The organism is Maribacter sp. UH1, from assembly GCF_056839145.1.
Genome location: NZ_CM166387.1, coordinates 4,581,720 through 4,597,573 on the forward strand (window position 1 = coordinate 4,581,720; position 15,854 = coordinate 4,597,573).

14 protein-coding genes are annotated in these 15,854 nt (G+C 35.4%); 9 read left to right on the plus strand and 5 right to left on the minus strand.

Annotated features, from left to right (window positions below; translation table 11 throughout):
• Positions 1 to 2 precede the first annotated feature (2 nt).
• A complete protein-coding gene (locus UH1x_RS19975) occupies positions 3 to 2,918 on the minus strand; it encodes an FAD-binding and (Fe-S)-binding domain-containing protein (protein ID WP_482623898.1) in 2,916 nt (971 codons plus the stop codon).
• Positions 2,919 to 3,008: 90 nt separating this feature from the next.
• On the opposite strand from UH1x_RS19975, the gene UH1x_RS19980 reads away from it, so the two are divergent.
• Both UH1x_RS19980 and UH1x_RS19985 read left to right on the plus strand, forming a co-directional pair.
• On the plus strand, positions 3,009 to 3,488 hold the full coding sequence (locus tag UH1x_RS19980) for a hypothetical protein (protein ID WP_482623900.1): 480 nt from the start codon (positions 3,009 to 3,011) through the stop codon (positions 3,486 to 3,488).
• Positions 3,489 to 3,591: 103 nt separating this feature from the next.
• Entirely contained in the window at positions 3,592 to 4,710 is a 1,119-nt protein-coding gene (locus UH1x_RS19985; RefSeq protein WP_482623901.1) for a redoxin domain-containing protein, read from the plus strand.
• A 71-nt stretch (positions 4,711 to 4,781) separates the two neighbouring features.
• On the opposite strand, the gene UH1x_RS19990 is transcribed toward UH1x_RS19985, so the two are convergent.
• Positions 4,782 to 6,446: an LVIVD repeat-containing protein gene (locus UH1x_RS19990; protein WP_482623903.1), complete on the minus strand. Its 1,665-nt coding sequence runs from the start codon at positions 6,444 to 6,446 to the stop codon at positions 4,782 to 4,784.
• A 126-nt stretch (positions 6,447 to 6,572) separates the two neighbouring features.
• A complete protein-coding gene (locus UH1x_RS19995; RefSeq protein ID WP_482623905.1) occupies positions 6,573 to 7,223 on the minus strand; it encodes a rhomboid family intramembrane serine protease in 651 nt (216 codons plus the stop codon).
• A gap of 58 nt (positions 7,224 to 7,281) precedes the next feature.
• Here UH1x_RS19995 and UH1x_RS20000 point away from each other — a divergent pair, with 58 nt between their 5' ends.
• Positions 7,282 to 8,178, plus strand: a complete 897-nt coding sequence (locus tag UH1x_RS20000; RefSeq protein ID WP_482623907.1) for a lysophospholipid acyltransferase family protein — start codon at positions 7,282 to 7,284, stop codon at positions 8,176 to 8,178.
• A 71-nt stretch (positions 8,179 to 8,249) separates the two neighbouring features.
• On the opposite strand, the gene glmM is transcribed toward UH1x_RS20000, so the two are convergent.
• Positions 8,250 to 9,638 (minus strand): phosphoglucosamine mutase, encoded by a 1,389-nt coding sequence (gene glmM / locus UH1x_RS20005; protein ID WP_482623909.1) that lies wholly within the window; start codon positions 9,636 to 9,638, stop codon positions 8,250 to 8,252.
• Positions 9,639 to 9,733: 95 nt separating this feature from the next.
• On the opposite strand from glmM, the gene UH1x_RS20010 reads away from it, so the two are divergent.
• The 5 genes from UH1x_RS20010 to UH1x_RS20030 all read left to right on the plus strand — a co-directional run bounded on the left by UH1x_RS20010 (position 9,734) and on the right by UH1x_RS20030 (position 14,246).
• Complete coding sequence (locus UH1x_RS20010; protein ID WP_482623911.1) at positions 9,734 to 10,324, plus strand: acyl carrier protein phosphodiesterase; 591 nt, start codon at positions 9,734 to 9,736, stop codon at positions 10,322 to 10,324.
• Between the two features lie 64 nt (positions 10,325 to 10,388).
• A complete protein-coding gene (locus UH1x_RS20015) occupies positions 10,389 to 10,931 on the plus strand; it encodes a hypothetical protein (RefSeq protein WP_482623912.1) in 543 nt (180 codons plus the stop codon).
• A 177-nt stretch (positions 10,932 to 11,108) separates the two neighbouring features.
• Positions 11,109 to 12,800, plus strand: a complete 1,692-nt coding sequence (gene ggt, locus UH1x_RS20020) for a gamma-glutamyltransferase (RefSeq protein ID WP_482623913.1) — start codon at positions 11,109 to 11,111, stop codon at positions 12,798 to 12,800.
• Between the two features lie 73 nt (positions 12,801 to 12,873).
• Positions 12,874 to 13,572: a hypothetical protein gene (locus tag UH1x_RS20025; protein WP_482623915.1), complete on the plus strand. Its 699-nt coding sequence runs from the start codon at positions 12,874 to 12,876 to the stop codon at positions 13,570 to 13,572.
• Between the two features lie 77 nt (positions 13,573 to 13,649).
• Positions 13,650 to 14,246, plus strand: coding sequence for an LURP-one-related family protein (locus tag UH1x_RS20030; RefSeq protein ID WP_482623917.1), 597 nt, complete (start codon positions 13,650 to 13,652; stop codon positions 14,244 to 14,246).
• Here the strand turns inward: UH1x_RS20030 and UH1x_RS20035 are convergent.
• The gene (locus UH1x_RS20035) at positions 14,243 to 15,349 is read right to left on the minus strand and encodes a transporter substrate-binding domain-containing protein (protein ID WP_482623918.1); all 1,107 of its coding nucleotides are present in this window, start codon (positions 15,347 to 15,349) and stop codon (positions 14,243 to 14,245) included. The two genes, UH1x_RS20030 and UH1x_RS20035, sit on opposite strands and share 4 nt — an antisense overlap.
• A gap of 75 nt (positions 15,350 to 15,424) precedes the next feature.
• Between UH1x_RS20035 and UH1x_RS20040 the strand changes: the two genes are divergently transcribed.
• Entirely contained in the window at positions 15,425 to 15,850 is a 426-nt protein-coding gene (locus tag UH1x_RS20040) for a GNAT family N-acetyltransferase (RefSeq protein ID WP_482623920.1), read from the plus strand.
• Positions 15,851 to 15,854: the final 4 nt, after the last annotated feature.

A 15,854-nucleotide genomic window follows, 5' to 3' on the forward strand; every position in this document is an offset into this window, starting at 1 on the left:
AATTACACCAAAGCATCTTTCAATATACTTACTGGATGTTTGGCTATTCTCTTGGTACCATCAAATATTTGATGCCTACAACTAGTACCATTGGCTGCAATTATTGTTTCTGCAGATGATTTTTTCACTGCAGGGAATAATTTCAAAGACCCAATTTTCATGCTGGTTTCATAATGCTCTTCTTCATAACCAAAAGAGCCCGCCATGCCACAACAACCAGATGCTATAATGGTGACCTTATAATTTATGGGCAAATTCAAAACATCAAAAGTTACTTTTTGATTACTCAATGCTTTTTGGTGACAATGATTATGAATTTTTATATCTCTAGCTTCATCTGTAAAATCAGATGATTTTAAATTGCCTTCTGTTATTTCCTTTGCTAAAAACTCTTCTATCAAAAATGAATTATCTGCTATCTTCTGCGCCATCTCTTTATCCGAGGTCATACGTTTGTATTCATCTCTAAAAGACAAAATGGCCGAAGGCTCTAAACCTAAAATAGGCAAACCTGCATCTGCAAACTTTTTTAATTCTTGCGTATTCTTAATCGCTAACTTTTGAGCTTGCTTTAAAAAGCCTTTTGAAAGAAATGTTCTTCCACTTTCCGCATAATACAATTCAATTTCGTAGCCTAGTTTAGATAATAATTCAATAGCATCTTTACCTACTTCAATATCTAAGTATTTAGTAAATTCATCTATAAATAAAACTACTTTACTCTTTGACTTAGTATACTGACTACCATATTCTTGAAGATGTTTATCGAAATTAAAACTATAAACTTTTGGCAAAGTTCGTTCTTTAGCTACTCCGCTAGTCTTTTTTAATAATCCGCCTAGAAATTTGGAATCATAAACAGCATTTGTTAAACCAGAAACCTTACTCCCCAATCCATTTAGCTTGGTATTATATGCAAACAATTTACCTCTTAAAGAGTACCCGTTAGCCTCTTGATATTGATATAAAAACTCTGCTTTTAAAGTGGATACATCTACATTACTTGGACACTCACTTGCACAAGCCTTACAACTTAAACAAAGATCAAACGCCTCCTTAATTTCAGGACTATCAAAACTATTCTTTGCCAAACTACTTGGGTTCGTCAAAAACTCTCTTAAGGTATTTGCCCTACCTCTAGTAGTATCTTTTTCATTTTTGGTTGCGTGGTAACTTGGACACATACCACCGTTCATGTGGTGGGTCTTTCTACAATCACCACTTCCATTACATTTTTCAGCTGCTTTTAGTATTCCCTCACTATCCGAAAAATCCATCAATGTCTCTATCTCCGGTTCTTTACGGTCAACTTCGTATCTAAACGACTTATCCATAGGATAGGCGTCTACAATTTTACCTGGGTTAAAAATACCTTTAGGATCAAAATAAGATTTAATCCTTTTTAGAAGTTCATAGTTCTTATCACCTATCATTATAGGGATAAACTCCGCACGGACAATACCATCACCATGCTCCCCACTAAATGAACCTTTATATTTTTTAGTCAATTTGGCAACATCTGTGGTTATGTTTCTAAACAAACTTACATCTGTTGATTTTTTAAGATTTAGAATAGGCCTTAAGTGCAGTTCACCAGCACCTGCATGAGCATAGTATACCGCGCTCTGACCATAACCTTTCATAATTACCGAAAACTCCGCAATAAAATCCTTTAAATCCGGCAAGGCTACCGCGGTATCTTCTATACAGGCAACGGCTTTCATGTCCCCAACTATATTACCTAACAGACCCAACCCTGCTTTTCTTAGCTCAATCGCTTTTGGTATCTGATCTCCATATAACACAGGATTGGAATAACTGAGTCCAGATTTGGCTATGGTTTTTTGTAATGACGTTACCGCTTCTTTCAATTCAGTTTCTGTATGTGCAGAAACTTGTAGCATTAATAATGCTGCCGGATCACCTTCTACAAAAAAACGATTTGCTAATTGCGCCCGGTTATTTTTTGTACAATCTAAAATGACTTTATCCATCATTTCACATAGTTGCAACGGATGCTCCATTACAGGAACTACATCCATTAAGCAATCTTCCAAAGAGGTATAATGCGTAACAACCATTGCAGATAATGCCGGCGGAAGGTCGTCTAATTGAACGGTAATTTCTGTTGTAAAAGCTAATGTACCTTCACTTCCGCACAGCAATTCTGCCATATTAAAATACGGTAATTCACCTCCTAGAATATCTGATTTCAATAATTCATCTACGGCATATCCAGTACTTCTTCTGTGAATTTCAGGCTTAGGAAAATGTTCTTTTATTTCAGATGCTATGCCTTTATTATCTAGCTCTTTAAAAATGTTGTTATAAAGTGATGCTTCAAGTGATTTACCAAGTTGTTTTTGCTTGAAATCTGCTGCTGATATTCTTCCAAATTCAGCTTCACTACCATCTGAAAGTATGGTTTTCATTGAAATAACCTTATCTCTAGTTACCCCATATTGTATAGATGTAGTACCAGAAGAATTATTACCCACCATACCACCGATCATACATCTATTTGATGTTGATGTATTAGGTCCAAAAAACAATCCATATGGTTTTAGAAATTGATTCAGCTCATCTCTAATAACTCCAGGTTGAACAGTTACTTGTTTCTTATCCTTATCTAGACTTATGATTTCCGTAAAATGCTTTGACACATCAACCACCAAACCATCACCTACACATTGTCCAGCTAGAGAAGTTCCTGCAGTTCTTGGTATAAGTGCTACGTTTTCATCGTTGGCAAAGCGTATGATTTTTTTAATATCATCAACACTCTTTGGAAAAGCTGCCCCTAGAGGTATTTTTCGGTAAACCGATGCATCTGTAGCATAAATAGTCTTCGTAAGATTATCAAATCGTACATCTCCCTCTATATCTTGTCGTAACTTTAACAGCGAATTATTATCCAACGTAACACAATTTTGATTGCTAAATTAAGTTTTATTGTGTGAGCCACATTACAAATCGGCTCATTTTTCATCACAAAAAGGAATAACTATATGAAGATTTTAAAAGGTATTACCGTATTCATTTTTATGGCAACCTGTTCGCTTTCCGCACAAGAAATATCTAATCATGCATTAGGATTACGATTAGGGGATAGTGACGGATTTGGAGCAGAAATCAGTTATCAAAAATCACTAACAAGAGACACCAGGGTTGAATTTGACCTAGGATGGAGAGATAGTAGAAATTTTAATGCGTTTAAAATTGCAGGGCTTTACCAATGGGTTCGTCCAATAGAAGGAGATTTTCAATGGTATTATGGCGTTGGAGGCGGATTAGGAAGTGTTGATTTCCCTGGAGATGACGGTGGATTATTTGTATTTGCCGCTGGCGACGTAGGTATAGAATACAACTTTGACATTCCATTAATTATATCATTGGATTTTAGACCAGAGCTTGGAGTAGTAGGTTACGACGGTTTTTCGGATAATTTTGATTTTGATATCGGACTCGGTATACGCTACCAGTTTTAATCTCAGTTATAACGATATTGAAAAGACCTTTAACCATTGCGTTAAGGGTCTTTTTTTATATCCTATATATAAGTACATTTGTAACTTAACCTAAGTGAAATTTATGAAAAATAGTATTTTAATACTGCTTGCAGGCGTTTTATTGTTTAGCTGCAACTCAAAGCCAGAAGGCTTTACCCTAAATGGTAAGTTGAGAGGTGAAATGACAGATGGCACTCGTGTTTTCTTGAAGAAAATAGGAGAAAACAATCAACCCATGGAAGTTGATACCGCTACTACAACAAATGGTGAATTTACCTTTACCGGAAAATCCGATATTCCTGAGCTTCATTATATCTTTGTTGAACAATTGCCTGGCTATACTGCCGTAATACTTGAAAACGGAGAAATTCAATTTAGTGCTCAAAGAGATAGTATGGGCTTTGCAGATATAAGTGGAACCTTCCAAAATGACACTTTCGCAGATTATATGGAGCAATCAAGAGAAATATCTCTTCAAGCACAATCTATACAACAAGATATGAAAGCTGCATCTGGTGAGTCTGCATTGGCACTACAAGATGAAATGAAAGAACTTCAAGAGGAGTATAAAACTTTTGAACTTGACTATGTAAAAAGTCACCCTAAAGCGTTAATCTCAGCCTTAGTATTAGATAGAGCTGTTGCTACCAAAGCAGTTGAACTAGAGGAAGCTGAAGATATTTACAAAACGCTTTCAGAAGAGATTAAAAACTCTAAACCTGGAAAACAAATACAAGAAGGTATTGAAAAACTAAAGGCTTCTGAGGCAGCTGGTAAAAACTCTAGTATTGGCGCAAAGGCTCCTGAATTTTCAGGTCCTAGCCCTGACGGAACTGAACTTGCCTTGAAAGATGTAATGGGAAAAGTTACTTTAATTGATTTTTGGGCAGGATGGTGCAGACCATGTAGAGCTGAGAACCCTAATATTGTGGCAGTATATAACAAATACCATGACAAAGGTCTAAACGTTTTAGGTGTTTCGCTGGATAGAACAGAAGAAGCTTGGAAAAAAGCTATCGTAGAAGACGGATTGGTTTGGAACCATATTTCTAACATTGCTTACTTTGACGATCAAATTGCCAAGCTTTATAATGTTGATGCCATACCCGCTGCATTCTTATTGGATGAAAACGGTGTTATCGTTGCCAAAAACTTAAGAGGTCCTGCTCTTGAAGCTAAAGTTGCAGAGTTACTGAACTAGGTTTTCAAATAATATTAAAAAAAAGCCCGAACATTTTATGTTCGGGCTTTTTTTATGTCTTTACTTATTAATTAAAATACATCTCTTACATCTCTAAAAGTACCATCCACTGTAGTATTCGCTCCTCTAGTAACATTACCAAAGATATTAACTACAGAATCATCACCTATAAATTCAATAGTAGCACCTTCATTAAGAGTTAAATTACCATATATGGTTAAATTACCTTCTACTCTTAGAGTTGCTCCTGCATTCACAGTAATATTTCTTTGGCTATTATTTCTACCAACCACTATAGTTCCATTCATCTCAAACAATCCATTTGAATTGATATTAACACCTTCTTTTACGGTCCAAGAGCCACATAGCAACAAATTGCCTCCAATGTTCATACTATTGAATCTTTTAGACCCTCTATATGCAAAATCGTCGCCGCCGTTTACGTTTAAATTTGCACTACCGGAATAACTTTCTAAATCTGAACAACGCTCTGTTAAGCTATCGCTAGGTCTATTAAGTTTAATAATCTGAAATCCTGATTTACCTGATGCAGCAAAAATATAATCACCTTTTGTTGCTACATAATTTATTGAACCAGTTAGCTCAATTACACCAACACCAACAGTGTTGTCATTATTAGTTTCAGAAAGACTTAATCCGCCGGCACCGTTAGCCATTAACAGCACATTTTCGTTTACCGCTACACCATTGGTAACTATTTCACCTGGCTCCGCATTTTCCGGACTTGTTAAAATAGGCAAATATTCTACAAAACTTCCTGAAGTTGCATTATATACCCCGGCACCTTTTGTTCCTTCCGAAACAATAATATTTTCATCCAAAAAGTCCAAAGTACGTTTGGCATCTATTCCAAAATCAGAATTAATAGCGATACTACGGGTAGTGTTCAAATTTTGATCTAAGAAGCTAACACCTTGCGCGGCATCTAAAACAGCCATTTCACTCCCATTATATGCTACAGAACGTAAATCTGAAAAAGCAGCCTCGTTCAATACACTTAGGTCAGTTTTATTATAAACGACTACAAAGCCATCTTGACCACTTGTTACAACTACATTGTCATTTACTATACGAACATCAGTAGCATTAAAGCCTTCTTGAAAACCGTATGAAATATTAGAAGTATTCATTCTACCACCACTTACTGCAATTTTAGCCACCAATGAATTAGCCGTTGCGGTAACCGATTGCTCAGAATCTACACCACCGGCTACATATATATATCCATTGTCATAAGCAATTGAGTTTAAATCTGCATTTGTATAATATACTCTAGAGGTTACCCTTGGACTTGTAGGGTCACTAATATCAATTACATCTATAGCACCAACGTAGTCTAGACCAACTGTATTATATGATACGTAGCCATAATCACCATCTAAAGCAACATGGGTAGCGGCTAGGTTTTCACCGTTTGTGAATGTAGGTGGTTCAATCTGAGCTACAAGTGAAAGCGGATAATCACCTGCTTCCTCTTCTTCGTCTTTTCCTGTAACACTTGATCTTTTAGCACTGTTAATCGGATCTTCAAAAATATCCAAAACACCGGCCCGCTCAAAGCTAACACTATTATCTAGCTTAGACTGATCAGTTTCACTTACTAAATTATCTTCAGGGTTTTCAAAAACTGTTGTTTCATCGCTACAACTTGCTATAAACAAAGATGCAGTTACAGCAGTTAAACATACTTTTCTTACAGATAGGGGTAAATTCATTTTAATCGGGGTTTTTGCAATAACGACCCGACCTTTGCGATTGTTGTCTATACACAGGGAAATACGATGAAATGCACTTTTTTAGCGTAAATCATACACTTTATCTATAAAAATGTACAAAGTAGCTTAAATCTTACCCATTTTTTCTAGGACCAACAACAATAAAATTGGTAATGCTAGTAAGCCCACCATTAGCGTATCTGTTTGTAACAAACTTGGCATAAACAAGAGTGTAGTTAAATAACCGCCTATTGCACCCCCAAAGTGTGCCGTATGCCCTATGTTACCCAATCTTTTCTTCATACCATAAATAGAATACAACAAATAACCAATACCCACAACATATGCAGGGACAGGAATCGGTATAAACATGATACCTAATCTCATGTCTGGTTGAAGAAGAATCGCCGAATACAAAATACCCGTTACTGCACCACTGGCACCAACTGCCGAGTAATAGGGTTCATCTTTATGGAAACTTAATGCCAACAAGCTACCTCCTAAAAGACTTACGGCATAAATAATCAGAAATTTTGTAGTATCAAACCAATTAATTACGACACCCGCAAAAAAATAAAGGGTTAGCATATTAAAAAGCAAATGGGAAATATCTACATGCAAAAATCCCGAAGTTGCCATACGATCTTTTTGCCCCGCCTTTATAGCACCAATACTGAATTTATATCGTTCAAAAAAAGTAGTATCATTGAATCCCTTCATTGACACTAATACATTTGCCGCTATTATTGCTATGGTCGCTATATCAATGTTGTACATTATCTGCCCTTTATTTGGCGTCAAATATAACTATATTTGTCCATAATTTTTTTTGAGAATGCAACTATTGGCCTTTGTTTTAATTTATCCGTTTTTATGGGTAGTTTCCATTTTGCCACATCGTCTATTTTACGGTTTATCTGATATTGCCTGTTTCTTCATATACCGTGTATTTGGTTATAGAAGAAAAGTGGTACAAGAAAACTTAAACTTAGTTTTCCCTGACAAGTCTAAAGAAGAAATACATCGTATTGAAAAAGATTTCTACAAACACCTCTGTGATATGTTTTTAGAAATGGTAAAAACCATGAATTTAAGCAAGGAGGCCGTTGCAAAAAAATACCACCTTGTTAATCCAGAAGTTTTACTGGAGATAGAAAAAGAACGAAGCATTATTATTTTATGCGCACATTATGCCAATTGGGAATGGAATGTAAGCATTAACAATTACGTTAACTCTAAAGGATATGCGGTTTATCAAAAAATAAACAACTCTTATTTTGATAAATTTATTAGAAAAGTAAGAGCCCGCTGGAATACCACTTTAATTACCCAGGCACAAACTGCAAAAACGGTTATTCATAATTTTAGAAATAATGTCCGTGCTACCTACGGTATGGTCAGTGACCAATCTCCGCAAGCACACAGAGCTCATTATTGGACAGATTTTATGGGTATCACCGTACCAATTTTTAACGGCGGAGAAGCATTGGCACGTAAAACAGGATTGGCTACTGTTTTCCTTAAAGTTAGTAAGGTAAAGCGCGGACACTACAAAGCAGAGTTTACCCCTATTGCTATAAATAGTAAAGAAACCGGAGAACATGAAATCACGGACAAATTCCTAAGACTCACCGAAGAGCAAATTCGAGAAAAACCAGAATATTACCTATGGACCCACAAACGATGGAAACATAGAGGTAAAAAACCTGCAGCATTTGCCGATGTAAACTAAAAGGATAAAAAGAAAAAACCGGAAGTAGTTGAACTACTTCCGGTTTCTTATTTTCACAACTGGTTCTATGATTATAAACCGGCTATAGATTTAATTTCTCCAATAATTCTATCTGCAAGACCATCTGCTTCGGTCTGACTTTTAGCTTCCGTATAAATTCTAATAATAGGCTCCGTATTAGATTTTCTAAGATGCACCCAGTTTTCAGCAAAGTCAACCTTTACACCATCTATAGTAGACAGTTCTTCAGATGCATATTTTTCTGCCATTGACTTTAATATACCATCAACATCCAAACCAGGTGTTAACTGAATTTTCTTTTTACTCATAAAGTAGCTTGGGTAGCTAGCTCTAAGCTCTGCCACTGTACCACCTTTTTCAGCCATTAACATTAAAAACAATGCAGTACCTACTAATGAATCTCTACCGTAGTGACTTTCTGGATAAATGATACCTCCATTACCTTCACCACCAATAACGGCATTATTTGCTTTCATTTTAGTAACTACATTAACTTCACCAACTGCCGCAGCCTCATAAGTACCACCATGCTTTTGTGTAATATCTCTTAAAGCACGTGAAGATGATAGGTTAGAAACCGTATTACCTTTGGTTTTACCCAAAACATAATCTGCACAAGCCACCAAGGTGTATTCTTCACCAAACATTTCACCATCGTTACTTATAAATGCCAAACGGTCAACGTCTGGATCTACAACGATACCGAAATCAGCTTTTTCTTTAACTACTAAATCGCAAATATCCTTTAAGTGTTCTTTTAATGGTTCTGGATTATGTGGAAAATGACCGGTTGGCTCACAATACAACTCAACCACTTCAACGCCAAATTCCTTTAAAAGTTTTGGTATCGCAATTCCTCCTGTAGAATTCACTCCATCAACCACAACTTTAAATTTCGCTTTTTTTACCACTTCGGCATCTACCAAAGACAGGTTTAAAACTTCATCTATATGTATATCTATATAACTGTCATTCTTATTTATAACCCCTAAATAATCTACATCTGAAAAGTCGAAATCTTCTTTTTCAGCTATTGCCAAAATTTTAGCACCTTGGGCAGCATCTAAAAATTCTCCTTTTTCATTCAATAGTTTAAGTGCATTCCATTGTTTTGGGTTATGACTTGCCGTTAAGATGATACCTCCATCCGCCTTTTCCATTGGCACCGCTATTTCAACAGTTGGTGTTGTAGATAAATCTAAATCTACTACATCTATACCCAAACCAACTAAAGTAGAAACTACAAGATTTTGAATCATCTCGCCAGACAAACGTGCATCACGACCAATAACTACTTTCAACTTCTCCTTTTTAGAATAGTCTTTTAACCAAATTCCGTAAGAAGCGGCAAACTTTACCGCATCAATAGGTGTAAGATTGTCACCGGGCTTACCTCCAATGGTTCCACGTATTCCTGAAATAGATTTTATTAGTGTCATATAATCTTAATAAGTTTTTTGCAAATATAAACGTATCATACTTATCACTATTGCCCTTCTTTGTAAATTAGACTTTAGAAGCGTAATTTAATCCAATGAATTTTTTAGCACACATATTTCTTTCTTTCAACGACAAAGAAATTACGATAGGAAACTTTATAGCCGATAGCATACGTGCCAATAAATTTGATCACTTACCTAATAAGGTACAAAAGGGAATAAAATTACATCGACATATAGACACCTATACCGACTCTCATCCAATTCCTAAAATAAGCAGCAAACGACTTCATGCAAATTACAGCCATTACAGTAGGGTTATCGTTGACATCTATTACGATCACTTTTTAGCCAAAAATTGGTCTAAATATTCAGATATCCCATTGGATGTTTTTGTAGATAATTTTTACGACCTCTTAGAAGACAATTACGAAATATTACCTATTGGGGTTAAAAAGATGATGCCTTATATGATTGCTGATAATTGGATTTTTAACTATTCTAAAATGGACGGAATTGCTCGTGTACTGAACGGTATGAACCGTAGAACGAATAATAAATCTAAAATGAATTTTGCCATCATTGACCTTGAAGAGCATTATGATGCTTTTGAAGCTGAATTTACCGAGTTCTTCAAAGAGCTGATTATTTTCTCAAAACAAAAATTCAATTCTTTAAATAAATAGTTTCATAATGTTAAAGCCATTCTTAATTTACGTTTTTTGTCCGTTATATATTCTTTGTGCAAGCATGTGTTGTAAGGAAGAAAATGAACCAAATTATGATGATTATACGGTAAAAGTTCCAAATACTATTTTTATACAAGATGATAAAAATGTGTTTACCGTTGGTGACACCTTATGGGTCAATGTTCAAATACCGAATGTATTAAAGGATGTTGAAGGTAAAGAATTAAACATTTACGAGCTTACATCACAAAACACCGCATTAATTAATTTATCAATGTTTTTAGAAACGGAATTTGAACAACCTGCAACTATAAATATTTCTAAAAGTGAAATCATAAACATAACCGGTACTTTGAGTCCTTACGAACATGACACTCGTGTCGTTTCATCTGAAGCGACATTGGTAAATACCTTTTATATTGCAAGACATGGCATTCTATTGAGGCAAGATGGTCAATTTAAAATGAAACCATTATATGCAGATAATTTAATTTATAATTTTTCTTCTGAATACAATGATGATTTGATTAACTATATAAACCTTGAAACTACTTTCAGATCATCAACCAGTGATAATGAATATATGTTTGAAGTATTAAAGTAATGACAAAATTAATTTCACTTATAAAAGACCAATTAGACTTTAATATACCCAAAAGAAAGAATTCCATAATCAATTTCATTAACCAATAAATCAAATTAAGGCTCAATATTTATAATATAAATAATTTAATATCAAAATTTTGAATCAATCTACCTAAACTTTTAATTTAATACACTTATGAACCAATTTAAAACAACAATTTCACTTGCCATCTTAGTTATTCTAGGCAGTTGCAAAGAGAATCCTGCGACCCCAACAGGCACAGTTACAGAAAAAGCAATGGTAGTATCTGCTCGCGAAGAAGCCTCTAAAATAGGAAGTGATATTATGGAAAAAGGCGGTAACGCTTTTGATGCCATGGTAGCCACAGAAATGGCTTTGGTGGTCGCATATCCATTTGCAGGAAATCTTGGCGGCGGCGGCTTTATGGTGTATAGAAAAGCAGATGGTGAAGTTGGTGCTTTAGATTATAGGGAGAAAGCTCCTTTATCTGCTCACAGAGACATGTATTTAGATTCATTGGGTAACGTTATTCCCGGTAAAAGTACTTTAGGCGCCACTGCCGTTGGTGTACCCGGTACAGTTGCAGGTATTATTGAAGTGCATAAAAAGTTTGGATCACTTCCTTTAGAGGAAATCATGGCTCCGGTGATTGCTTTAGCGGAACGTGGTGTTGTGGTAACCGCTAATCAAGAAAAAAGACTAGCTAGCCAACGCGATAAATTTATAGAGGTAAACAGTGACAGCACTAAGTTTGCTACTGCCTTCAAAACTAATGACACCATAAAATATCCTGCGTTGGCAAATACATTTAGGAGCATTGCAAAGCATGGTAGAGACGGATTCTATAAAGGTGAAGTAGCTCAAAAACTAGCCGCTTTCATTCAAGAAAAAGGGGGGTATATTACTGAAGATGATTTAGAAAAATACCAGGCGGTATGGAGAGACCCAATTACCTTCAACTACAAAGATTTACATATTATTTCTATGAGCCCACCTAGTAGTGGTGGCGTAACCATCAACCAAATATTCAAAATGATGGAAAAACATGACGTTGCAAAACTTGGTCACAATTCTCCAAAAATGGTTCAGTTATTCACAGAAGCTTCTAGAAGAGCTTATGCTGATAGAAATTACTTTTTAGGGGACCCTGACTTTGTTGAAATTCCGTATGATAAATTATTGAGTGACGATTACCTAGCCGAAAGAATGGCTAACTTTTCTTTTGAAAAGGCTACTAAATCTTCCGAAGTTGAACATGGAAATATAGAGATCGTAGAGAGCATGGAAACCACCCACTACTCTATTGTAGATCAAGAAGGTAATGCCATATCGGTCACCACAACACTTAACGGCGCTTACGGCTCTAAATTATATTCAGATGAACTTGGTTTCTTTTTAAACAATGAAATGGATGATTTCAGCTCTAAGGCAGGCGTACCCAACATGTTTGGTCTTGTAGGAGCCGAGGCAAATAGTATTGCTGCTGAAAAAAGAATGTTGAGCAGTATGACCCCAACTATTGTTGAACGTAACGGTAAATTATGGATGGTTGTTGGAACTCCAGGAGGATCTACAATAATTACTGCTGTGGCACAAACTATTTTAAATGGATATGAATTTAAAATGAGCATGCAAGATGCCGTTAACGCTCCTCGTTTTCATCATCAATGGTTACCAGATATGGTCATTTTTGAACCGGACGGATTTTCTGCTGAATTAAAAGAAGAAATGAAATCTAAAGGATATATTATTAATGAAGAAAGAACACCTATTATAGGTAAAGTTGATGCTATTCGCGTTTTAGCAAATGGAAAACTTGAAGGGGGTGCTGATAAACGTGGAGATGATGCCGCTGTAGGTTTTTAATCAACTCTGAATTAAATTTAATAAGGTTATATACTTTATACAACAATTTATTATTGAAATATTTAAATACATTATGCTAAAAAAATTATTTAAGTTATTAGGTATTCTAATTTTACTAGCCATAATAGGCTATGGAGTCTTATATTACCTCTATAACGAACCTTTACCTACTGGAGAATCTGGACCAGAAGCGGATGCTTTAGCATACAGAATGTTCGATGCACTTAATTATAAAAATTATAACAACACAAAGGTATTGGAATGGTCTTTCAGAGGCGATCACCATTACATCTGGAATAGAGAGAAAGAGATTGTTACCGTTTCTTGGGACGACATTGTCGTTCAATTAGATCTAATAACCCCTTCTTCCAGCACAGCAGCTATTAATAATGTACCTGTTGCATATGAAAAAACACAAGACTTAATTGAAAAAGCACAAAGCTATTTTAATAATGATTCTTTCTGGCTTGTGGCTCCTTTTAAAGCTTTTGACCGAGGTACCGAACGATATTTAGTAGATATGAAAGATGGTTCAGAAGCATTATTGGTTACATATACCCGAGGCGGAGATACCCCGGGAGATTCTTATATGTGGATTATTGAACCCAGCGGAAGACCTAAGAGTTTTAAACTTTGGACAAAAATTATACCTATTGGCGGTGTAGAAGCTACATGGGAAGAATGGGTTAAAACAGAAAGCGGCGTCTTTTTACCTACACAACATAAACTTGGTCCACTCTCTATTTCTATGGGCGAAGTTAGTGGGCGCTAACATCTATTTTATTTGTTAAAACATAATATAATATGGCTAACTGAGTTAGCTTAGGACACCAACATAAAATCAACTTCATGCAAGATTATAAATTTCCTTTAGATTTTACTTTCCACATTGGCACTTTATCAAATGATTTCTCAGCCGTAGACGCCAATGGAAAAATGGTTGCTTATGTAAAGCAAAAGCTTTTTAAATTCAAGGAGAATGTTGGTGTTTATGAAAATGACAGTAAAACCAATTTACTTTACAATATTAAAGCTGATAGGTGGATTGACTTCTCTGCATGCTATTCTTTTTCTGACCCTACTGGTAAGGAATTTGGCAAAATAGGTCGTAAAGGATGGGCTTCTTTATGGAAAGCGCATTATGAGGTTTTTGATCAAAATAAACAATTAAAGTATACCATTAGAGAAGAAAATGCCTGGGTTAAAGTAATGGACGGTTTGGTTGGTCAAATTCCTATTATCAACCTATTTACAGGTTTATTTCTTAATCCCGCTTACTTGGTCATCAATGGAAACAATGAGACAGTGGTGCGTTTATCTAAAGAAAAATCATTAGTTGGTCGCCGTTTTAAGGTTAGTGAAGTAAAAAAACTGAACGGTAATGATGATGATATTATCATATTAAGCTTAATGATGATGGTATTATTAGAACGCCGTAAAGGCTAAAATTCTGCCAATCCATATTCATTTAAAACGATATCCCATTCTTCGGTTTCTATAATTTCGAGAATTCGCTGAGTTATGCGTTGCTCTAACTCTACATGTGTTTTGGGGAGTGCAAATGCATAAAACTGTATATCGAACTTTACAGGTAACAATTCTAATTTATGTAGCGTAGAATCTCTTTGAATGGCATATTTTAAAATAGGCTCATCGTATATGAATGCGTTTATGTTACCTTGGTTCAAATTTTTTAAACCAGCTGGTACATTTGTATAAGTATGTATTTTTTTAAAAAAATGTTCCGATAAGAAATTTTCCGTACCCGAGTTCTTAATAGTACCCACTGCCCTATCCTTAAACTCATTAAAACCGTCTGGGTTATTGGTTAACTGATTAACAGTTAAACTAGATGCTATACTTGCTGTTAATCCTGAGATAAACAGTAGTCCGCCAAACATTAGAACCAAAGCGGTAATTTTTCCAAATTTGGTAACGGGAGCTTTATCTCCATATCCAACAGTGGTCAGTGTTACGGCAGACCACCACATACCGTCCCATAGTCCTCTACTTCCCGGTCTAAATACATCCGGGTTTCTTTTTCGTTCAAATAGCCAACCCAATACCCCGAACAAGAATATAACAAACAGTAAAATCAACAAACCACTTAGAAATCCAACATTTAAAAAACCCCTTAAATAAGACTTTAACCTATCTATTGAAGAAACTTCAGCTATAGCTATGGTTGCATTAGAAGCATAGAAAGAATGCGTAAACTCCATTTCTTTACTACGCTGACTGGTAATGGTTAACGGATTTATACTTAAATCAATCCCACCAGAACGTAAAGAATCTAACATGGGAGAGAACTGCATGGGTATCAACTCATACTCCAGGTTTAAATCATTAGCTACCCTTTTCCATAACCAGACATTAAGCCCTTCAATATGCTCTCCGTTTTTCACTATAAAGGGTGCTGCAGAAGTATATCCTATACGTAATCTTTCACCTTCTGTCTGACTATTTGAAGAAAAGGAAAAAAGTAATACACAAACGAATAATAGCATTCTCATAATAGGAGGAGATTTTATTTTTCTTAATATAATCATTTTAGAATGTTTACATGGATTACCTAAATGATGAAAAATGAAGTAATTTTAAGTTCTTAAAGAAAATTTTAGCATATGGAAATTAAATTAATAACACTAAATGAGGTGACGTCAGACCTGCAATCTCAACTTACGGAACTTTATAAGCAGTTAAATGCAGATTTGACGCAATTGGATATTGCGAGTGCATTATCTGATTACAACACCACTGAGGCCGTAATCTGTATGGATGAAGATAAATTAGTTGGTATTGCTATGATGGCAAAATACAAGGTAGTATCCGGTCATAAAGGTATGATAGAAGACGTAGTTGTCTCCTCTGATTATAGAGGTCAGGGCATTGGAAGAAAGCTAATGGAAAAACTATTAGAACAAGCAGAATCATCAAAACTAGATGATGTATTATTATTTAGCGGTCACCACAGAACCGCTGCAATTTCTCTTTATAAAAGCTTAGGATTTAAGCTGAAAGAAAGTGGAATGTATATTAAAAAATATTAAACCT